This window comes from Thermomonas sp. (assembly GCF_019104945.1).
Lineage (GTDB): Bacteria > Pseudomonadota > Gammaproteobacteria > Xanthomonadales > Xanthomonadaceae > Thermomonas.
Map to the genome: position 1 here is coordinate 1 of NZ_JAHRWW010000034.1, position 20,588 is coordinate 20,588.

The following is a 20,588-nucleotide window of genomic DNA, read 5'->3' on the forward strand; positions in this document are numbered from 1 at the left end:
GCCGACTCCACTGCATCGCAGGGGCGCCATACGTCGTTATTGGGGATATAGCGCAGCGACGAAACATGCTCCACCGGCTGGTGGGTGGGGCCGTCTTCGCCGAGACCGATCGAGTCGTGGGTATAGACGTGAATCGCGCGAATATCCATCAGCGCGCTCATACGCACCGCATTGCGCGCGTAGTCGGAAAACACGAGGAAGGTTGCATCAAACGGAATGAAACCACCGTGCAGCGCCAAACCGTTGCTGATCGCGGTCATACCGAACTCGCGCACACCAGAGTGAATGTAATTGGCGTCGGCATCGGTGCTGGTCACCGACTTGCTGCCCTTCCACAGGGTGAGGTTGGAATGTGCTAGATCCGCCGAACCGCCGATCAATTCCGGCAGCAGCGGGGCGAATGCTTCAATGGCGTTTTGCGACGCCTTACGGCTGGCAATGCTCGGGCCGTCTTGCTGAATCTTGGCAATGAAAGCGTCGGCAGCAGCGTCAAACCCTTGCGGCAGTTCACCACGCATACGACGTTCAAACTCGGCGGCCAGGGCAGGGTGCGCCGCCTTGTAAGCGGCAAAGCGCGCATTCCACTGCGCCTCGGCCGACTGTCGGTCGCCGCGCCAGCCTGCGTAAACCGCATCTGGAATCTCGAACGCACCGTACTGCCAGCCCAGCGCAGCGCGCGTGGCGGCCACTTCGTCCTTGCCCAGCGGCGCGCCGTGGCTGGACTCTTTACCCGCCTTTGCAGGCGAGCCAAACCCAATGGTGGTGCGGCAGCAGATCAAGGTGGGTTTATCGGCACAGGTCAGCGCCGATTCAATCGCAGCCTTGATTGCAGCGGCGTCATGCCCATCCACACCGCGAATCACGTTCCAGCCGTAAGCCTCAAAGCGCTTGGGCGTGTCGTCGGTAAACCAGCCATCGGTATCACCGTCGATACTGATTTTATTGTCGTCCCAGAACGCAACAAGCTTATGTAGGCCCCACGTGCCTGCCAGCGACGCGGCTTCGTGGGAAATGCCTTCCATCAAGCAGCCGTCGCCCAAAAACACCCACGTGCGGTGGTCAACAACAGCATGACCTTCACGATTGAAGTGCTGCGCTAACAATTTTTCAGCAAGGGCAAAACCAACTGCATTGGCAATCCCCTGCCCCAGCGGGCCAGTGGTGGTTTCAACGCCGGGGCAAACGTGGTTTTCCGGGTGCCCCGCCGTCTTGCTGCCCAATTGGCGAAACGCCTTCAAATCTTCAATGGAAACGTCATAGCCCGTTAGGTGCAGCAGCGCATATTGCAGCATCGACCCGTGACCATTGGACAGCACGAAGCGATCGCGATCGGCCCAACCGGGGTTTTCCGGGTTGCACTTCAGATAATCATTCCACAGCACTTCGGCGATATCCGCCATGCCCATTGGCATACCGGGATGCCCGGAATTGGCGGCTTGCACCGCATCAATGGCAAGAAAACGAACAGCGTTGGCGAGATCGCGACGGGTAGGAGCAGTCATGTCAGCTTGGGCAGGCGAAACGAAGGGAACGCCTATTGTCCCATGTTCAGCCTGCCCACACACACCCAGCACACGGAAAGGTTCAGTTTTGCCTACCTTGCCTCAGTGCACCAATTCATCGAGTTTGGCCATCGTCTCGTCGTCGGGCATATCCTGCTCACCGCTACGCTTGGCCACCACCACGGCGGTGGCAAGGTCACCCGTTACGTTGAGTGAGGTCCGGCACATATCCAAGAAGGTATTGACGCCAATAATGATGCCGATACCTTCAGGATTGATACCCACGATGCCGCAAATCATCGCGATCACCGGCAGCGAGCCAGAGGGAATACCGGCAGTGCCGATACCGCCCAAGATACACAGCACCAGCACCATCAACTGCTGCGGAATGCCCAACTGCACACCATAGACTTGTGCCAAGAACAGTACGGTAATGCCTTCAAACAGGGCGGTGCCGTGGTGGTTCGCCGACGCGCCCACAGTCAGCACGAAGCGGCTCACCTTGCGCGGCAGCTTCAGATTTTCTTCCGCCACCCGCAGCGTCACCGGCAGCGTGGCGGTGGACGAAGCAGTGGCAAATGCGGTCAGCGTGGCTTCTTGAGTTTCACGGAAGAACAAGCGCGGCGACATCCCTCCCATCAACCGCACCCACAGCGGGATCACCACAAAACCGTGCAGGGCCAGCGCTGCCAGCACCGTCACCACAAACCAAATCAGGCTTTGGATCACATCCCAGCCTAGCTGGAAGGTGAGATTGAACATAAACGCCGCCACCGCGTAAGGCGCCAGCAGAATAAACATGCCGATAAGATGCATGCAGATTTCAAACAGGCCGTTCATTGCGCCCTTGAACGCCTGCGTGCCGGGCGTGGGCTTCATCACCAGCCCAATCCCCACCATCAGCGCAAAAAACACAATGCCAAGCTTCTGCTTGTCGTCGGCCATCGCGCCCACGATATTGTGCGGCACGATATTGACCAGAAGGTCCATAAAACGCAGCTCATTGCCCTTACTGACAATTTCCCCGGCTTTAAGCACATTGCCGCTCAGTGCCTTTTCGGCCAGCGACGCGTCCATATGCATTCCGGGCTGGAAAATATGTACGCATACCAAGCCAATCAGTACCGCAGCGCCGGTTACCGAGGCGGTATAGAGCAGCGTTTTCCAGCCCAACCGCCCCAGTGCGGCCACGTCACCCAGCTCCGCGACACCCAGCACCAGTGCCGAAAAAATCAGCGGCACCACCAGCATAAACAGCAGATTGAGGAAGATCTGCCCAAATGGCTTGGTGAGGTAATCAATAATGCCGTGGATCCATGCAGCATCCGTCGCCGTAGCGTGCGCCAGCAAACCCAGCGCCGTTCCTAAGGTGAACCCAATCAGCACTTTGAAATGGAGCGGCATGCCCTTTTCAGGCTTCTTAGGGGTGCTATCGATCGCGTGCATGGGCGGCCCAATTTCAAAAAACAGACGCGAAACTTAGCACAGGTCGAAGATTTATTTGGGATACAGCGGCGGCAATAGGGATGACGCCTGCTGCTTCGTCTTCTGCAGCTTAACTCCCTTCGAAAACGCTTGACGCAGCAGAGCCAGCACCTGCTTAGGGTCGGCCGCCCCCCAGCGCGCGGCCTGCAAAAGCGCTATCGCACGGCGCTGCTCCGCATCCCCCAGCAGCGCAGCAGCAGCTTCTAAATTCCACTCAGGCAGCCCTAATGCGGCCACCAATGCCATGCTGATCGCACCCAGATCGTCCTGTTGCAGCGCTTGCGCCAACGTGAGCTGATGCGGAGCGGCCGCCTGCGCCTGCGAGCGCCCTTCTTTACGACGCCCTGCATATAAAGTGCCGAGGATAAGCAGCACCAATACGCCTGCCGCCCACCACAGCTCGCGCCACTGCTTCGGCGCGGCGGCTTTTTGCTGCGCGGAAGCTGCGGCTCGCGGCGATGCTGCTTCAGGTGATGGCTGGATTTTTTCTACCGAATGGCTTGCTCCCACACCCGGCGCAACATCTAGGATAAGCGGCGGCAACGCAGCCACGCTTGCGCGATGCTGCACTGCATCCCACCACGCCACACGCGGCCCCTGCACGCGCAGCGCCCCCGCCTGCTGTGAAACGATGGAAAACCTTCTCCGCACCACCGTCTGCGGGCGACCATCCGCAAACTGTTCCTCCGTGCGCGGCGGATCGGCAAAAATCTGCACGCCGTCTTGTGCAGGAAAATCAATGGTCTGCATCTGCGCCGCCGTCGCACCGTCGGCAACCGCTTCCACTTCAACCACAGCCGCCTGCCCCACCCAAGCCTGCTGCGGGACCTGCAAATAGCGCAACATCAGCCGATGCAGCGGCAACCAAGGTGTCGGTGCGCCTGACGGTATCGGCAGCACCTGCAGCCGCTTCACTGGCGCTGCTGCCGCCAACGTGTCATCTGCAGCACTTGAAAGCGGGTCAAAAAAACCACCGGCACGCGTGCCGTTAAACCGTGCACCGGGCAGTAGCAGCGCCCCGCTGCGCTCTGGGATCAGCATGAACCGGCGCTCGACCGTCTGAAATGAACGCCCGTCGATACTGCGTCTATAGGTGATGTCATCACCCACCCGTTGCAAGCTCGCATCGGCAGGCGGCTCTAGCTCCAACTGCACCGACGCCAGCGGCACCGCATAATTCAACCGCACCGTCACGCCCACCGTTTGTTGCACATAAGGCTGGGTCGCGTCCACCTCGGTTTCAACAAAGACATCCGCATTCGCACCTGCTTTCGGCTCGGGTGCTGGCAACACCGTCAACTGCAGTGGCTGCGTGCGCGCCGTACCAACGTGCAGCGCTGGAACAATCAATACCCCATCTCCACGCGGGCGTAGCCCTACTGAAAACACCGATGTCGATGAAGACCGCCCATTGACCAAAGAATAGCTGCGGCGAACGCTCTGCCCGCCCACTTCAAAAACAGCGCGTAGGGGGGAGAAATCAACCTGCGATAGCGGCTGATCGGTTTCGATATTGAGGGCAACTGTTTCACCGCTATAAATACTTGCGCGATCAAGCCAAGCGCGCGTTTGTGCTGCTGCAGGCAACGCACACACCAACAGCATCCATACCAGCACCAGCCCGATGCGGCGTGCGAACAGCCTGTTCACGGCACGCCCTCCTGCCGGCGCCGCGCTTCTAGTTGAAAGCGCGCACGCAGCAATGCTCCAGGATCATCCGGCACGCGCTGCAGCCAAGCTTGATTGGCCAATCGGCGCTCACGCTGCGCAGGTGTTTCGTCGCGCACTGCAGGTGTATTTTGCTTTGCAGCAGCGCGCGCAGACTCTGCTTTCTGCTGCGTTTTATTAAGCGCTTGCCGCATCTGCTCACGCTGCGCGGCATCGGCTTGCCTCTGTTTTTGTTCATCTTGAGCGTTTGCTGAAGAAGACTCTTGTGGTTGATTTTGCTGTTGCTGTTTTTGCCCCTGATTTTGGTTTTTGTTTTGCGCTTGATTCTGACCTTGCTGCTGCCCCTGCTGCTGTTGACCTTGCTGATCCTTGCTCTGCTGACCTTGCTGTTTATTTTGTTGCTGCTTGTGTTGCTGCTGTTTCTTCGCCGCCGCAACGACTTTACGGTTATAAAGCGCGTCTGCCATTGTCGGCTGCTGCTTTAACGCCTGATCGTAAGCCGCAAGCGCCTCGTCATAGCGCCCCTGCTGCGCCAGCGCATTGCCGAGGTTATACAGCCCATCGGCACTCTTCTCTTGCTGTAATAGCTGCGATGCCTGCACATAATCTTTCTTGTCGTAGCGCCGGATCGCCTCTTGCATCTGCGCATACGCTGCCTGATCGGAACGCTGCCACAGCCCGCCTTGCGGAGCAGACACCGTCTGCGCATCCACTGGGAAAATGGGCAGTACACAGAGCATGCTTAGCGCCAATAACGCTCCGCGCCCGCGACGGAACAGCGGCAACCAGCACAGCAATACCAACGGCAGCAACCAATAGCCATCATCGCGCCAAACTGTCGTTTGTTCTGTCTGTTTCGAGACACTGCCAGCCTGCCGCGGATCCAGCACACCCAGTGCGCGCACATCCGCATCCGTCGCAGTCAATGCCGCATAGCGGCCTCCGCCGCTTGCCGCCAATGCTTGCAGCGAACCAGCATCAAACTGTGTTCTGACTAATCCCGAGACGCCTTCAAATACACCTCCATGCGCCGTACCAACACCCAGTACGGAGACTTGGTAGCCTGCAGCATGGGCGCGCTTGGCTTCGGCGATAGCACGCGCATCAGCATGATCGGTGAGTAACACTATGTCGCCCTGCGGAAACCCTGCCTGCTGCAATAGTTTTTGCGACCATGCAATGGCGCGGTCTGCGCGCTGCCCGTCCGCAGGCATCACATCGGGTGAAAGCGCATCTAAAAACAGCGCTACGTTATTGGCATCATCAGTGAGTGGTGCCACGGTAAACGCATCATCAGCAAACGCCACCAGCCCAACTTGCCCACCGTTCCGCTCACGCAGCAGCATCGCAAGCTTGGCGCGCATTTGTGCCAACCGTGACGGCTGCACATCATTCGCATACGCTGCCCGTGAAAGATCCACCGCAATCACCAATGGCTGACGCGCCTGCCACAGCAGTTGCTCAGACTTTCCAAAACTCGGCCCAGCCATGGCCACTATCGCGAGCACGGCCCCCAGCAGGCCCAATCGCTTCGCCCAAATGCCGCTTGTTTGAATTTCAGTCGAACGATCCAATAAATGCGGCAGCAAATGCGGATCCACGATCTCTTGCCATACATTTTGCGGCCCTGACCTTCGCCGCAACACCCACATGAGTACTGGCAATAACAGCAGCCCAAGCAGCCACCACGGACGCAAGAAGTGCACCGCCAACAGCGTATTGAACAGCGCACTCATACGTTTCGCCTCGGCAGGAGCAGCGCGAGCAGCATCAGCCCAAGCGCTAAACCCAGCGGAACTGGATAGCGTTCGATTTTGGGGCGAATCATTTGCCCCTGCTGAGCGACCGGTTCTAGGCGATTGATTTCCTCGTAAATTTTGGCAAGTGATTCGGTATCGCGCGCGCGGAACGACTGCCCTCCGGTCATCTCGGCGATGCGCTTAAGCCCTGCTTCGTCTACATCATCACCACCCCCTAGTGGCAGACGAAACCCAAATACCGATAGCGCGCTTCCATCGCCACCAAAAGCCACGGTATAGATACGCACACCGGCATCTTTCGCAATCTGAGCCGCCTTCTCCGGCTCAACCACACCGGCGGTATTCACGCCATCGGTGAGCACGATCAAAACTTTTTGTTTCGCGCCTTGCCCCTGAAGCCGCTTCGTAGCCAGCGCAATGGCGTCGCCCAGCGCCGTTGCTCGCCCCACTAGCCCAAGCACCGCATCGTGTAACTGCAGACGGACGCTTTGATGATCGAGCGTCAGTGGCGTCAGCGCAAACGCACGATCGGCAAAGACCAGTAAACCAATTTTGTCTCCCGTACGGCGCTGCAGGAAATCAGCGAGTACGGCTTTGGCCGCGGTGAGGCGACCCACCGGCTGCCCGCCCAGCTGCATATCTTCCTCGGCCATGCTCGCCGAAAGATCCAGCGCCAACATCAGCTCACGCCCTGCACGTGGCGGTGCAATCGGCGCTCCCAACTGTTGCGGGCGCGCGGCTGCCACGCATAACAAGCACCAAGCAAGCCACAACAGCCACGGAAATTTGCGCGACCGCACAAACCCGCTGCGCCCCTGTGCCACCTGCTGCAATCGTTTCTGCCAAGGCACATGTAACGCCGCCTGCTGCGGCGTAGCCCCCGCGATAATGTGATACCACAGCCACGGCAATACCGCCGCAATAAGTAGCCACGGCCAAGCAAAATCCACGCTCGTTGCGGCCGACCACCACTGCATCATCACGCCCCCATCCAACTGAGAAAACGCCGCCGCGCGGCCACGCGCAGCGCAGCTAGCTGCGCGTCATCCACCTCGCGTTGATACAACCCTTCTGTAAGCAAAACACCCAACTCTTGTTCAAATACAGGGGGCATCATTCCTACATCAAGAAACCGAAGCCATTCGGCCCCCTCTAACCGATCGGCCTGCGGATCGATACGGCGCGCGGCGCGGCGCAAAAGTGCAGAGAGCGCCGCCAGCTGATCCTGTGCCGATGCAGCGCCGGCAAGCTCGGCATCGAACCAACGCTCCAACGCTAACCGACGCCGATGTCGACGTAACAGCCAATAGGACACAGCTGCAATAAGCGCAATGATTGCCGCCATCAGCAACCACCAGCCCGGTGCAGGCGGCCACCACGCGGGCGCTACACCTGCGTGCATGGCTTTCAACGGCAGCACGGACGGCTGACCGGGCATCATCGCCACGCCCCCTTTGGGCGATCCATCAACCCCAGCCACGTATCGCTCTGTGCATGGCTCGACAGCTCGGCCGCGCGTATGCCCTTGGCCTGTAATAACGCCAGCGCTGATGCAACCGGTGCCTCAAATGCTTGCAACCAACGCTGCCGCACCGCTGCTGCATCCAGTGCCAGCGTCACGCGCTCATTTGCTTCACCCACAAAGCTCAACTGCGCTTTGGGTGGCTTACTTTCTAATGGGTCGGTGAGCAGTAAAATTCCGCTGTCAAATTTGGCCAGCGCCGCCCAGCGTAAAGGCGAAACGTCGAGCACACTCTGCGGATCTGCAAGCACCAATACGCGCGCCCCCGGACGCAGCAGCCGCTGCGCCTGTTCCAGTAGCTTGGTCAATGGCACCGATGCAGGCGGCGGCACCGAATACCAACGCGTGAGCGCATCGAGTACGTGCATGACACCACGCACTCCCGCCACTGGCGCAACACTCATGCCGCTTTCACTGCCGCAAAGTGCTGCAAGCCGATCACCATCGCGTAGCGCCAGCCACGCCATCAGCGCCCCCGCTCGCGCGGCCTGCACCGACTTGAAGCGCACCCGCGTTCCAAAATAAAGTGCGGGCGCGGTATCTGCCACGATCAAGGTCAAGCGTTCGCGCTCGGCTTGGAATAACTTGGTATGCGCCTTTCCACTGCGAGCGGTCAAACGCCAGTCCATATGCCGCGCATCATCACCCATCGCATACTCGCGCGATTCGGCGTACTCCATTCCGCGGCCGCGCAGGTTCGATAGCGCATGCCCCTGCACCCCGTAGCGCCCCTGCCGCGCAGGACGACGCCCCTGCACGAGTGCACGCAGCTCAATCAGCTCAGCCAAGCTTGGCCGCACGCCTTCGGTGGCAAGGGTTCCACTCATTTGCTTTAAGGAAGCGGCACCAACCGCAGCAGCTCTTCAACCAGACGCCCGCCGTCCCAACCTTCGGCCTGCGCCTCGTAGCTGGGCAACACCCGGTGCCGCAGCACATCGGGCGCGACTGCACGCACGTCTTCTGGGGTCACGTAATCACGCCCATTGAGCCATGCGCGCGCACGTGCACAGCGATCCAGCGCAATCGAACCACGCGGGCTAGCCCCCCATGCAATCTTTCGTGCCAAAGCCGCGTCGTAGCGCGCAGGTTCACGCGATGCCAACACCAGCTCTACCAAATAGCGCTCCAGCGCCGGTGCCAAATGGATCTCCAAAGCCGCGCGGCGTGCGGCAAAAATATCCTGTTGCGAAATACACACGTGGCCTGCGTGCGCGGGCTGTTCTTGAACAAGCGCACGCTCCCGCGCCAGCCGCAGAATATCTACTTCGGTTTCTGCCTTCGGGTAGCCTATTTGCACATAAAGCAGAAACCGATCCAGCTGCGCCTCCGGAAGTGGGAACGTGCCTTCCTGCTCGATAGGGTTCTGCGTTGCCATCACCATAAATAATGGCGATAGCGGATAGGTCTGCCGCCCCACCGTGACTTGGCGTTCGCCCATCGCCTCCAGCAATGCCGACTGCACTTTGGCCGGGGCGCGGTTGATCTCATCGGCAAGCAGAACCGAATGAAAAATTGGCCCTGGCTGAAACTCAAACCGACCGTCTTGGGGACGCCATACCTCAGTGCCGGTCAAATCTGCAGGCAGTAGATCGGGGGTAAATTGCACGCGCGAAAAATCCGCTTCGATGCGTGATGCCAGCGCTCGGATCGCCGTCGTTTTTGCCAAACCTGGTGCGCCTTCTACCAGCAAATGCCCATCTGCCAGCAAAGCTATCAATAGGCGCTCGACGAGTGTCGACTGCCCCAGTATCTCCTGCTCCAGCTCGGCCCGCAGTGTCTGCACTACCTTCTGCAAGCGCGAATTTTCTTGCGACGTCGTTTCCATATCCACTCGCCTGTCACCAATACGTGCTATGACCATATAACGCCATGAAGGTTCGCCCTGCAGCTGGCTCAAACAAAAACGGGAGCCTAAGCTCCCGTTTTTGTTAAGCAACAATCACGTAATCAGCGCTGCGTTACGCGCATCACCTTCGGGGTAACGAAGATCAGCAGCTCTGCTTTGCTCTTGGTACGGTTCTTATTGCGGAACAGGTTACCTAGAATCGGGATGTCGCCCAAGAACGGCACCTTGGTGATCTGCGAGGCGTCCGAGAATTCATAGACACCACCCACCACCACGGTTTGCCCATCTTCTACCAAGATTGCGGTGTTGACTTCACGCTTGGCGATCATCGGCACGCGGCCGAAAGTGCCCATTTCCACCCAGCCGTCGAGCTCGTCTTTCTTGACGTTCATATCAAGGAATACACGGCCGTCATTGGTGATGGTCGGGGTAACTTGCAGCTCCATCAGCGCGTCTTTGAAGTTCACCGTAGGCGTCAGCTGCCCGCCGGTGCCGGTGACCGTCAAATAACCAATCTCACGGCCTTGGCGAATCACGCCTTCTTTCTGATTACTGGTAACAATACGCGGATTGGACACCACTTCCGCACGCCCCTGCTGCTGGATCGCCGAGAGCTCAACGTCTAGCAAGTACCCAGCATTGAGCACCGACAGCGCGAGCGAGCCTGGGGTTGTACCCGTCAGTGCCGCCGGTAGGGTGCTCATTATGCTGCGCGTGATGGTATTGGCACCATAATTTGGCGTATTGGTGTTCCAGCCCTGACCCGGCGCACGTGGTGCATTGGCGTCCCCAGGGGTACTTCCCGGATTAGCATTCAAATACGCCGTGAGTGCATTGGTATAGAGCAGGTTATTGGCATTGGTCGTATTGGTGACCGACTGCCGGTTGGCCAGCGTATCCGCCAAATTGCCGCCGTAGGAGACATTGTCTTTATTGCCGCTGATACCGAACTTAGCACCCAGTTCGCGTGCCACGTTTTCGTTGGCAATCACGATCCGCGCCTCGATCACCACCTGATCGACCGGCTTATCGAGTTCTTGTACCAGCTTTTTGATGCTGGCCACGCGCGGTGCAATATCGACCACAAGCAGGGTATTGGTGCGCTTGTCGTAGCTAAGGCTACCGCGTCCCGACAGGAAGCCGCGATCCTGCGAGTTCTGCCCACCGCCCATTTGGCCGCCGCCGCCATTCTGCTGGTTGCTCTTACTTTCTTCGGTCAACAGCTTGGCGATATCTTCCGCATTGGCGTAATTGATCGGGATGTATTCAGTAACCTTTTCGGCGCGCTCTTCCAAATTGATGCGCGCGTCTTCCTTGGCCTGTTCGAACGCGGCAATTTCTTGCTGCGGCGCGACCCAGATCACATTGCCGCTGCGGCGCTTATCGAGCGACTTGGACTGCATCACCAGATCTAGCGCCTGATCCCACGGCACATTGGTTAGGCGCAAGGTAACGCTGCCTTGTACGGTATCAGCCGCCACGATATTCAGATCGGAATACTCGGCGATGAGCTGCAGAACAGTGCGCACCGGTACGTCTTGGAAGTTGAACGTAACCGGCTTGCCGCTGTAGCGCACAGTGGCTTCGCTCGTACCTGAGGCGGATGCCACAGCACCCATTGCGCGGGCCGGTGCGGCCTTTGCTTGGGCTACAGCAGGCGCACGCGGCACAATCTCAACCACATATTCGTTGCCGCGCTGGTAGGCCAGTGATTCGAAATCACCCTTGGTGCCCAACACCAGCTGCGCACCCGAACTGGTGGTACGCGCGTCGATGCGCTGCACCGGGGTGGCGAAGTCGGTGACATTCATTGGCCGCTGCAGTGCCGCAGGTAGCTGAGCATTGCCGATATCGACCACGACATTGCCGCCCATATTGCGCAGATCCGGGGCCGCGGTATCGCCTGAGAAATGCAGAATCAATTTTCCTGATCCGCCATCTCCGCGTTTGAAATCGATGCTGGACACGCTTACAGCATCCGGCGAACGCTTGGCCGGATCGGCCATCGCGCCGGTCGCGCTTTGCGCCATGCTGAGCGTAGCAACTGTGACGGGCTGTGCAGCTGCGCCCGTAGCGTATAAGCCCACCGCAAGTCCTGCGGCAAGAGCTCCCAAAGGCAACGAGCGCCGGACTGGCTGCATGTGCTTGGCGTTGGTGACGGTCATCGGTCTATTCCCCAATCAATTGTCATTCGAGCGCCAGTTTGGCGGGGCGTTCAAGCCATCCGCCAGCGCCATCCGGAACCAGTTCGACCAGTTCCACCCGGTCTTCCTGCACGGCGGTCACGCGACCGTCGCTTTCCCCCATATAGTCACCCGGCTGCACGCGGTAAGTCACCTTATCGGGTGCCATCACCAGTGCGACCAAGCTGCTTCCACTACCCAGCGTACCCACCATCTTCAAGCTGTCCAGCGGAAACATTTCGAGGGTTTGCTTGCGCCGACCGGGATCCGGCCGTGGCCCGCTCGACCCTTCTCCACTGAAGGTTTGATCGAACGGATCGCGCATATTCTGCGCGGTGTATTCAAACGTCTCGAACTGCTGCATCACAGGCAGCGGTTCCAGCGGCGGCGCCGGTTTGGCTTTGACTTCGGCCACCCATTTTTCAAGATCACTACGGCCACTGCCGCAGGCGGCGAGCGTCAAGCAGGCCAGCAGCATCAGCAGGATTCCCGCTCCGCGCCCAAAGGTTTGCATGCGCATGATCACTTGCCTCCCTGCTTGGCTTTGTCAGCTTGCGACGCATCCGCTTCTGCCTGTGCCGCTTCATCTTCATCCAGATAGCGGTAGGTTTTCACGGTACCCGCCAGTTCAAGCGGTGTATTGCCGCTGATCCGCGCATTGGGATTGTTCTTCGCGTTTTTTGGCTGCAGCGAAATATCGTGCATGGTCATGATGACCACCCGCGGCAGCGAAGCCACACCACTGACGAATGCACCGAACTGGTGATACGTCCCCACCATGCGCAATGCAATGGGCTTTTCGGCATAGAACTCTTGCTTGGTCTCGGGCCCCGGTTGGAACAGGTCGTTTTGAATACCTGTAGCCAACGCAGTTTGCGAAATATCCACGATGAGGTCTGGCATTTCGGTTTTGCTGGGGAGCTGACGCAGCATCTGCTGCAACTGCTGCTCCATTTGCGCGAGCTGCTGTTTCAGCGGCTCAAGATTGGCTGCACGCCCTTGTTTGTTTTCAAACTCGGTGCGCAGATCAGATTCTTGCGATTCCAGCCCTTTCAACTCATCACGCTTGCCGCTGATCATGACAAACCACGCCACGATCAAGATCAGCAGCGCCACCAGCCCACAGAAACCGAGCTGTGCTTCGCGCGGCCAGCCGCCGATATTGCTGAAATCCAGCTCGTTGATATTGATCTTTTTCTTATTCACGATGCGCTCCCTCCCGCTGCGGGCGCTGCGTTCTTAGCTGGAGCCGGAGCGGCGGCGGGCGTTGCCGCTGGAGCCGGAGCAGCTGCCGGGCTAGCGGCTGGCGTGGCAGGCGCTGCTGCCGGAGCCTCCGCTGGTGCGGCCGCGGCAGGTGCTGCGGCTTCCGTTGCCGCCGTCTCACCTGCAGCCTTGGCTTCGCTCGGATTAGCCAGCTTGACCTTCAATGTAAACTCATACGGCAGGCCTGCGTTGCCTTCCTTCGCCTCGATGACGTTCAGATCTGGGTTGGTCATCCAACCCGAGCTTTCCAAGTTGCGCATATACGTGGAAACACGCGCATTGGACTGCGAACGACCGCTAAGGGTCAGGATGTCGCCTTCTTGTTTGATCGTGGTCAGTGCGACGCCATCTGGAATGGTGCGCACCAGCGAATCAAACAGGTGCACCATCTGCGAACGGTTGGACTGCAGCTGTTCGATCACTTCCTTGCGTGCCAGCAGCTTGGACTTTTTCTGGTCAAGTGCTTCAATTTCCTTGATCTGTCCATCGACCTTGGTAATTTCACCACGCAAGTACTCGTTGCGCGCATTCTGGCTGGAAATTCGGCCAGTGAAATAGGTGAAGACCAGTACGGAAGCCAACACACCGGCCAATACCGCCAGTGCCAGCATCACCGTAAACTCTTTTTGCCGTGCTTTGCGGCGTTCTTCACGCCACGGCAGGAGATTGATCTTTGCCATCAGTCAAAACTCCTCAGTGCGAGGCCGCAAGCGATCATCAGGGCCGGGGCATCCTGCGCAAGTGCATGCGCTTGAACACGCGGCCCCAGCGTCATCTGCGCCAAGGGGTTAGCGATTGCGCTAGGAATCCCTAGCTGCTCTTCCACCATGCCAGCGATACCTGCAATCGAGGCACAGCCACCCGCCAAAACGATTTGATCGACGCGGTTGAACTCGCTGCCCGCGTAGAAGAACTGCAGCAATCGGCTGACCTGCTGCACCATGGCTTCTTTGAATGGATCGAGCACTTCGATTTCGTAGCTTTCCGGCAAGCCACCCTGACGCTTGGCCAGACCCGCTTCTTCATAGCTGAGGTTGTAACGGCGCATCACCTCGTCGGTGAGCTGCTTGCCGCCAAACACGTTTTCACGCGTGTAGATGCTGCGCCCGCCGCGCAAAACATTGAGGGTGGTCATGGTGGCGCCCACATCCACCAACGCTACCAAGCCGTCGCGCGGGACATTGAGGGTAGGCGCCATCAGCGCGAAGGCATTTTCGATGCAGAAGGCCTCGACGTCGATGACCTTGGCGGTAAGCCCACCTAGTTCCAGCGCCGAGGCGCGCACTTCGACGTTCTCAGAACGCGAGGCCGCTAGCAGCACTTGCATCATCTCGGTGTTGCCGGGCATCTGCCCCAGCACTTCGAAATCCAGATTCACTTCTTCCACCGGATACGGGATGTAATTCACCGCTTCCAGTTCGATCTGTGATTCCAGTTCATCTTCGTCCAGCGTTGCGGGCATCGGGATCACTTTCGTGATGACCGACGAACCCGATACGGCGGCCGCGGCGTGCTTGACCCGCGTTCCACAGCGCGCGACGGCGCGGCGAATGGCTTCGCCTACGGCTTCAACCTCGACGAGGTTCTTTTCAACCACGGCATTCGGCGGAAGCGGCTCAACCGCGTAGTGCTCTACGCGGTAGCGGTCACCGGTGCGCGCAAGCTGAAGCAGCTTGACCGCAGTCGAGCTGATATCAACGCCAATCAGTGGCGGTTGCGTCTTCGTCCCCAGGCCCACGATCTCTCCCCTTCCAAACAGGCGCTTAGGTGCGCCAGTTACAGTAATACATGAATAACGAGCTTTTTACGCTATACCCACCCGTTTTGGCAAGACGTTGACACAAATTGTCTTCATCCGGCCTCAAAAGAGATAGACGTAAACTTCCGCAACAACCGGCCACCCCCCGTCGCCCGCTGTCACTCATCTATACTTCACAGCTTCCCACTACGCAATCACTGCCCAACGCCGATGCCTCGATTGAAACGCCTGCTGGGCTGGTCACTGCTGGCCGCCATCATAACTTGTTTTGCCGGTGCGGCTATAGTTGGTTTAGTGGTGCTGAAGATCAATTCGGAACTGCCCGATGTGGACAGCCTGCGCACCATCGAGCTGCAGGAGCCGATGTATGTCTATTCCCGGGACGGCAAGCTGATCGGCTTGTTTGGCGAGATGCGCCGTTATCCTGTTGAAATAGAAAAAGTTCCAGATCAGGTCAAGCAGGCCTTTCTCGCCGCCGAAGACGCCAATTTTTATCAGCATCACGGTATCGACTTCAAAGGCGTGGCGCGCGCGGTTTGGTTGTTGGCTAAAACCGGCGGGCAGGAGCGCGTGGCCGGTGGTTCCACCATTACTCAGCAGGTGGCAAAGCAGTTCTTCTTGAGTTCCGAATACAGTTTTAAGCGCAAATTTTCGGAAATGCTGCTGGCGATGAAGATGGAGCGCGAACTCAGTAAAGATGAGATTCTTGAGCTGTATCTCAATAAGAGCTTCTTTGGCAACCGCGCTTACGGCGTGGCCGCTGCTGCCGAGTATTACTACGGCAAAACGCTTGACCAGCTCGATTTAGATGAAGCCGCCACCTTGGCTGGGATCCCTAAATTCCCCTCCAGCGGCAACCCGATCAGCAACCCGGAACGCGCGCGCCAGCGCCGCGACAACTATATTTTGCCGCGCATGGCTGAGTTGGGCTTCGTGCCGCACAGCGAAGTGATTGCGGCCATGGCCGTGCCGATGCACGCCGCGCCGCATGAGCGCCAAGTAGAGGTGTATGCCCCCTACGTTGCCGAAATGGTGCGCCAGCAAATGGTGGAGCGCTACGGTGAAGACGTGTTGAACAAGGGCTATCACGTCACAACGACTATTGACCCCGTACTGCAGGCAGCGGCCGACCAAGCCATCGTGGATGGCTTGCGGGTCTATGACCGCCGCCACGGCTGGCGCAAACCGACGCAGCATATTGAAATGCCGATCGGTGCCGACGCCAAAGCCCTTGGCCAGCTACTGCATAACATCCCGGCACAGGGCGGCTTGTTGCCTGCGCTTGTCACCGGCAATAGCGGCAACCAGCTACAGGTAGTGCTGCGTAACGGCACCGCGCTGACGTTGGCCGGAACCGCGCTGAGCTGGACCGGCAAACCCGCATCCGCGCTTGCGCAGCCCGGTGACGTGGTGCGTGTGCGCCAGCTGCCGACCGAAAAGCCCGACGCCCCGCTGCAATGGCAGATTGATCAGGTTCCGCGGGCGCAAGTCGCCTTGGTATCGCTAGATGCCGATAACGGCGCGCTGCGCGCACTGATTGGTGGCTATAGTTTTGCAGGCAATAAATTCAACCGTGCGACGCAGGCCAAGCGTCAACCCGGTTCCAGCTTCAAGCCCTTTCTGTATGCCGCTGCGTTCGAGCGCGGCTTCAACCCGGCGTCCATCGTGCTGGATGCGCCGGTGGTGTTCAAAGACCGCGTGGGTCATGAGTGGCGGCCGCAGAATGACTCCGGTAATTTCGCTGGCCCTATGCGCGTGCGCGAGGCCTTGGTGCAGTCGCGCAATCTGGTTTCAGTGCGCCTGCTCGACACCATCGGCGTTGATTACGCGCGCCGCTATATCAGCCATTTTGGTTTTGATGAAGCCAGCCTGCCGCCGAACCTGTCGATGTCGCTAGGCACGGCTTCGCTGACCCCATTATCGGTAGCGCGGGGCTATACCGCGTTTGCCAACGGCGGCTTCCTGCCGACGCCTTGGCTGATTGACACAGTACGCGACCGCGACGGCATTGAGATTTTCAAAGAAAACCCGGCCACCGCCTGCCCGGGCTGCGCCGGTATCAATGCCCCCGGCACAACGGCTAGCACTGCAGCGCCTGCGGCCAAAGTAGATGGCTTTGATCTTGGCCCAACGGCGGCCTCGGCACCTACACCAGCGCCTGCCGCAGCACCCTCCACGCAAACTCCCGCGCAAGCGACAGCCAGCGCCCCCACAACCGCCGATAACCGACTCGTTGCACCGCTGGCGATCGACCCGCGCGTGGCCTGGCAATTGCGTTCGATGATGCTAGACGTTGTCCGTCGCGGCACCGCCACCGCCGCACGCGTATTAAACCGCGAGGATGTGGGCGGTAAAACCGGCTCGACCAATGAACACCGCGACGCGTGGTTTTCGGGCTTTGGCGGGCCATATGTCACCACTGTTTGGGTGGGCCGCGATGATTTCAAATCGCTGGGCTACCGCGAGTACGGCGGTAAAGCAGCGCTGCCCATTTGGATCAATTTCATGCAGGTGGCGCTGAAAGGCCAGCCTGAGCGTAACCCGCCACCGCCAGCAGGCATGGTGCAAGTAAGCGTTAGCGCAAGCGGCCGACTGATGCCGGCAGGCGAAGGCGGCATCATGGAGTGGGTCAAAGCAGAAGATCTACAGCGCATGGAAGACGAATTACTGACCGAGCCTGTACCCGATGACCAGCCCGCCGAGGAAGCGTTCGATATTTTCTGATGCGCTTACGCTAGGCCGCTAGAAAAACGATGCCCCGCAGAGCGGGGCATCGTTTGAACCACATGGGAGCGCGAATTAGCGCTTATCCATCCCCACATAATCACGCACGTCGTGGCCGGTGTAGAGCTGACGCGGACGACCGATGCGCGCGCCGGGGGTTTCGTGTTGCTCGATCCAATGCGAGATCCAACCAGCAGTACGCGCGATGGCGAACATCACCGTGAACATCTCGGTGGGGATGCCCAGCGCCTTGTAGATGATGCCGCTGTAGAAATCGACGTTCGGGTACAGCTTGCGCTCGACGAAGTAATCGTCCTTCAGCGCCGCTTCCTCCAGCTTCATCGCCACGTCCAGCAGCGGATCATCGACACCCAGTTCGTTGAGCACCTTGTGGCACATTTCGCGAATGATCTTCGCGCGCGGGTCGAAGTTCTTGTACACGCGATGGCCGAAGCCCATCAGACGGAAGCTGTCGTTTTTATCCTTGGCGCGCAGGATGGCCGACTCAACATTATTCGGCGAGCCGATTTCCTGCAGCTGCTTGAGCACCGCTTCGTTCGCGCCGCCGTGCGCCGGGCCCCACAGTGCAGTGATGCCTGCAGCCACCGATGCATACGGGTTAGCGCCGGTGGAGCCAACCAAGCGCACGGTGGAGGTCGAAGCGTTTTGCTCGTGGTCGGCGTGCAGGATAAACAGCAGATCCAGCGCCTTGGCCGCCACCGGGCTCATTGCCAGCGGCTCGCTCGGCACTTCAAACATCATGTGCAAGAAGCGATCGACGTATTCCAGATTGTTGCGCGGATAGGTGAACGGCCAGCCGATGGAGTAGCGGTAGCAGGCCGCAGCAATCGTCGGCATTTTGGCGATCAAACGAATCGCGGCCATCTTGCGGTCGGCCGGATCATCTACGTTCAGATCATCGTGATAGAACGCCGACAGCGAGGCGATCGACGCCGCCAGCATCGCCATTGGGTGCGCGTCGTGGTGGAAGCCGCGGAAGAAGTGCTTGAGCGACTCGTGCATCATCGTGTGATGCGAGACGGTGTGCTCAAAGCCTGAGAACTCTTCCTTGGTGGGCAGTTCGCCGTTCAGCAGCAGATAGGCCACTTCGAGGAAGCTGGATTTTTCCGCCAGCTGTTCGATTGGGTAGCCGCGATACAACAGCACGCCCTTATCACCGTCAATGAAGGTGATGGCGCTTTTGGTGCTGGCCGTTGCGCCAAAGCCCGGATCAAAAGTAAAGCAGCCGGTTTCCTTTGGCAGCGCGGCGATATCGACGCAAGGCTGGCCCAAGGTGGGTTTCAACACAGGCAGCGCGAACGATTTATCGCCCGCGTTTAAGGTGATCTGATCAAATTCGGACATGACGCAACTCCAATGGGGGTGCTAGCCGTTGGCCCTTCAGGCCATGCGCTAGCGCATGGGAAACGTTAATTATCGCACAAGCGCGGCGCTGCAGCTTTGGACAAAAGTCGCAAAGCCTGACCAATATCAAGCCAGTTCAGTATTGCGCACAAAGCAAAACGGCCGCACAAGGCGACCGTTTCGTATGCCATATAGGCAAAAACTTATTTCTGATAACGCTTGCGGAACTTGTCCACACGACCCGTGGTGTCCACCAGCTTGTTTTGTCCGGTGTAGAACGGATGGGTCGAAGACGAAACGTCCACCTTGACCAGCGGATACTCGTTACCATCTTCCCACTTGGTCGTTTCCTTGGCGGAAATGGTCGAACGGGTCAGGATTTTGAAGTCCGAGGTCACGTCCTGGAAGACGACGTCACGGTATTCGGGATGGATGCCGGCTTTCATGATGCAAACTCTAGGAATGAAACGGAATGTGAGCCGCGTATTCTAGCGGCCTACTCGGGGGTTTTGCAAGTAGCAAAGGAAAATATCGCCTGAATCACGCAAAAAACAGCTTAGTGCTGCGTGAGCGTGGCGTGCAACTGCTGCTCGAACTGTTGTTGATTATAGCGCATCAAGATACGCGCGTTATCCGCTGCGCCGGTTTGTCGGTTCCAGTCCACTACCGTTGCGCCACGGGTATGCCGCCCGGTGGTTTCCACCACTATCGGCCGCTCGAGGCATTCCACAGCGCCCTCTGGCTGCAGCGCCATCGCCATTGCCAGCGCATCGGCAGCGTGCCAACGCTCGCCGCGCCCCACCTGTTGTACCCAAGCCCGCGTGTGTGCGGAGATGCTGGCGTAGAACTGCGCCCACGCATTGTCGGCCGCCAGCCAACGCTCGGCGTCGCTATGCAGAAAGCCGTGCGCCATGGTGGCTTCCCAATCCACAAGGTCGATGCGTGGAAATGCGGAAAACACCAGATCGGCCGCTTCTGGGTCAAAGTGAATATTGAACTCCGCCGCCGGGGTGATATTGCCGTGCGCACTTACTGCGCCCCCCATCACCACACAGCGTGCCACGCGCTGCGGCAGCGTGGGATCGAGCTTGAGCGCCAACGCCACGTTGGTGAGCGGCCCCAGCGCCACGAGCAAAAGCTTGTCCGCGTATTGGTGTGATAGCCGCAAAATCGCGTGGGCCGCATGCTCGGCTTCGGCCTGACGCGTGGCCGGCGCATAGTTCACATCACCAAAGCCATCTTCACCATGCACATTGGCTGCATCGGGTGCTGGGTACACCAGCGGTGTTGGCGCGCCCGCATACACAGGAACATCTACGCCGCAGACTTCGCACAGCTTCAGCGCATTCGCCACGGTGTGCGAAAGGCCTACATTGCCTGCGGCAATCGTAAGCCCCACCACCTCGTGCCGATGATCGTGAAACGCCATCATCAGCGCCAGCGCATCATCCACGCCGGGGTCGGTATCAATCAGTAGAGGAATTTTTTCGGTCGTCATACCTGCATTATGA

The 20,588-nt window shown here is 58.9% G+C and carries 17 protein-coding genes; 1 reads left to right on the top strand and 16 read right to left on the bottom strand.

Annotated elements, in window-relative coordinates; genetic code table 11:
* From tkt to KUL77_RS08715, 13 genes are all read right to left on the bottom strand, one after another.
* Window positions 1-1,502 (bottom strand): transketolase (gene tkt / locus KUL77_RS08655; RefSeq protein ID WP_297145814.1); only part of this gene is annotated, 1,502 nt, incomplete at its 3' end.
* 102 nt (window positions 1,503-1,604) lie between these two features.
* Window positions 1,605-2,948, bottom strand: a complete 1,344-nt coding sequence (locus KUL77_RS08660) for a dicarboxylate/amino acid:cation symporter (protein ID WP_297145815.1) — start codon at window positions 2,946-2,948, stop codon at window positions 1,605-1,607.
* A gap of 51 nt (window positions 2,949-2,999) precedes the next feature.
* On the bottom strand, window positions 3,000-4,637 hold the full coding sequence (locus tag KUL77_RS08665) for a BatD family protein (protein WP_297145817.1): 1,638 nt from the start codon (window positions 4,635-4,637) through the stop codon (window positions 3,000-3,002).
* A complete protein-coding gene (locus KUL77_RS08670) occupies window positions 4,634-6,391 on the bottom strand; it encodes a VWA domain-containing protein (RefSeq protein ID WP_297145818.1) in 1,758 nt (585 codons plus the stop codon). Before KUL77_RS08670 ends, KUL77_RS08665 begins: the two co-directional genes overlap by 4 nt.
* Entirely contained in the window at window positions 6,388-7,395 is a 1,008-nt protein-coding gene (locus tag KUL77_RS08675; protein WP_297145820.1) for a VWA domain-containing protein, read from the bottom strand. Before KUL77_RS08675 ends, KUL77_RS08670 begins: the two co-directional genes overlap by 4 nt.
* The gene (locus tag KUL77_RS08680) at window positions 7,395-7,856 is read right to left on the bottom strand and encodes a DUF4381 domain-containing protein (protein ID WP_297145822.1); all 462 of its coding nucleotides are present in this window, start codon (window positions 7,854-7,856) and stop codon (window positions 7,395-7,397) included. Before KUL77_RS08680 ends, KUL77_RS08675 begins: the two co-directional genes overlap by 1 nt.
* A complete protein-coding gene (locus KUL77_RS08685; RefSeq protein ID WP_297145825.1) occupies window positions 7,853-8,764 on the bottom strand; it encodes a DUF58 domain-containing protein in 912 nt (303 codons plus the stop codon). The genes KUL77_RS08680 and KUL77_RS08685 overlap by 4 nt, the downstream gene beginning before the upstream one ends.
* A 5-nt stretch (window positions 8,765-8,769) precedes the next feature.
* Window positions 8,770-9,762 carry a MoxR family ATPase gene (locus tag KUL77_RS08690; protein ID WP_297145828.1) on the bottom strand — a complete coding sequence of 331 codons (993 nt, stop codon included), beginning with the start codon at window positions 9,760-9,762 and terminating at the stop codon, window positions 8,770-8,772.
* Window positions 9,763-9,884: 122 nt separating this feature from the next.
* On the bottom strand, window positions 9,885-11,948 hold the full coding sequence (gene pilQ, locus KUL77_RS08695; protein ID WP_297145831.1) for a type IV pilus secretin PilQ: 2,064 nt from the start codon (window positions 11,946-11,948) through the stop codon (window positions 9,885-9,887).
* A 22-nt stretch (window positions 11,949-11,970) separates the two neighbouring features.
* Complete coding sequence (locus KUL77_RS08700; RefSeq protein ID WP_297145869.1) at window positions 11,971-12,444, bottom strand: pilus assembly protein PilP; 474 nt, start codon at window positions 12,442-12,444, stop codon at window positions 11,971-11,973.
* 44 nt (window positions 12,445-12,488) lie between these two features.
* Entirely contained in the window at window positions 12,489-13,172 is a 684-nt protein-coding gene (gene pilO, locus KUL77_RS08705) for a type 4a pilus biogenesis protein PilO (protein ID WP_297145834.1), read from the bottom strand.
* Window positions 13,169-13,909, bottom strand: a complete 741-nt coding sequence (locus KUL77_RS08710) for a PilN domain-containing protein (protein ID WP_297145837.1) — start codon at window positions 13,907-13,909, stop codon at window positions 13,169-13,171. Before KUL77_RS08710 ends, pilO begins: the two co-directional genes overlap by 4 nt.
* Entirely contained in the window at window positions 13,909-14,967 is a 1,059-nt protein-coding gene (locus tag KUL77_RS08715; RefSeq protein ID WP_297145839.1) for a pilus assembly protein PilM, read from the bottom strand. The genes KUL77_RS08710 and KUL77_RS08715 overlap by 1 nt, the downstream gene beginning before the upstream one ends.
* Before the next feature lie 231 nt (window positions 14,968-15,198).
* On the opposite strand from KUL77_RS08715, the gene KUL77_RS08720 reads away from it, so the two are divergent.
* Window positions 15,199-17,712, top strand: coding sequence for a penicillin-binding protein 1A (locus KUL77_RS08720; protein ID WP_297145841.1), 2,514 nt, complete (start codon window positions 15,199-15,201; stop codon window positions 17,710-17,712).
* A gap of 75 nt (window positions 17,713-17,787) precedes the next feature.
* Here the strand turns inward: KUL77_RS08720 and KUL77_RS08725 are convergent, their stop codons facing one another.
* The 3 genes from KUL77_RS08725 to KUL77_RS08735 all read right to left on the bottom strand — a co-directional run bounded on the left by KUL77_RS08725 (window position 17,788) and on the right by KUL77_RS08735 (window position 20,575).
* Window positions 17,788-19,077: a citrate synthase gene (locus KUL77_RS08725; protein WP_297145844.1), complete on the bottom strand. Its 1,290-nt coding sequence runs from the start codon at window positions 19,075-19,077 to the stop codon at window positions 17,788-17,790.
* 203 nt (window positions 19,078-19,280) lie between these two features.
* Window positions 19,281-19,523: a type B 50S ribosomal protein L31 gene (locus tag KUL77_RS08730; protein ID WP_297145847.1), complete on the bottom strand. Its 243-nt coding sequence runs from the start codon at window positions 19,521-19,523 to the stop codon at window positions 19,281-19,283.
* A gap of 110 nt (window positions 19,524-19,633) precedes the next feature.
* Window positions 19,634-20,575: a nucleoside hydrolase gene (locus tag KUL77_RS08735; protein ID WP_297145850.1), complete on the bottom strand. Its 942-nt coding sequence runs from the start codon at window positions 20,573-20,575 to the stop codon at window positions 19,634-19,636.
* Window positions 20,576-20,588 lie beyond the last annotated feature (13 nt).

Excerpts from the sequence above, each read along its gene's own strand:
- KUL77_RS08700 (WP_297145869.1), bottom strand. The coding sequence starts at position 12,444 with ATGCTGCTGGCCTGCTTGACGCTCGCCGCCTGCGGCAGTGGCCGTAGT.
- KUL77_RS08710 (WP_297145837.1), bottom strand. The coding sequence starts at position 13,909 with ATGGCAAAGATCAATCTCCTGCCGTGGCGTGAAGAACGCCGCAAAGCA.
- KUL77_RS08690 (WP_297145828.1), bottom strand. The coding sequence starts at position 9,762 with ATGGAAACGACGTCGCAAGAAAATTCGCGCTTGCAGAAGGTAGTGCAG.
- KUL77_RS08730 (WP_297145847.1), bottom strand. The coding sequence starts at position 19,523 with ATGAAAGCCGGCATCCATCCCGAATACCGTGACGTCGTCTTCCAGGAC.
- KUL77_RS08660 (WP_297145815.1), bottom strand. The coding sequence starts at position 2,948 with ATGCACGCGATCGATAGCACCCCTAAGAAGCCTGAAAAGGGCATGCCG.
- KUL77_RS08725 (WP_297145844.1), bottom strand. The coding sequence starts at position 19,077 with ATGTCCGAATTTGATCAGATCACCTTAAACGCGGGCGATAAATCGTTC.
- KUL77_RS08720 (WP_297145841.1), top strand. The coding sequence starts at position 15,199 with ATGCCTCGATTGAAACGCCTGCTGGGCTGGTCACTGCTGGCCGCCATC.
- KUL77_RS08675 (WP_297145820.1), bottom strand. The coding sequence starts at position 7,395 with ATGATGCAGTGGTGGTCGGCCGCAACGAGCGTGGATTTTGCTTGGCCG.
- KUL77_RS08735 (WP_297145850.1), bottom strand. The coding sequence starts at position 20,575 with ATGACGACCGAAAAAATTCCTCTACTGATTGATACCGACCCCGGCGTG.
- pilQ (WP_297145831.1), bottom strand. The coding sequence starts at position 11,948 with ATGACCGTCACCAACGCCAAGCACATGCAGCCAGTCCGGCGCTCGTTG.
- KUL77_RS08680 (WP_297145822.1), bottom strand. The coding sequence starts at position 7,856 with ATGATGCCCGGTCAGCCGTCCGTGCTGCCGTTGAAAGCCATGCACGCA.
- KUL77_RS08685 (WP_297145825.1), bottom strand. The coding sequence starts at position 8,764 with ATGAGTGGAACCCTTGCCACCGAAGGCGTGCGGCCAAGCTTGGCTGAG.
- KUL77_RS08670 (WP_297145818.1), bottom strand. The coding sequence starts at position 6,391 with ATGAGTGCGCTGTTCAATACGCTGTTGGCGGTGCACTTCTTGCGTCCG.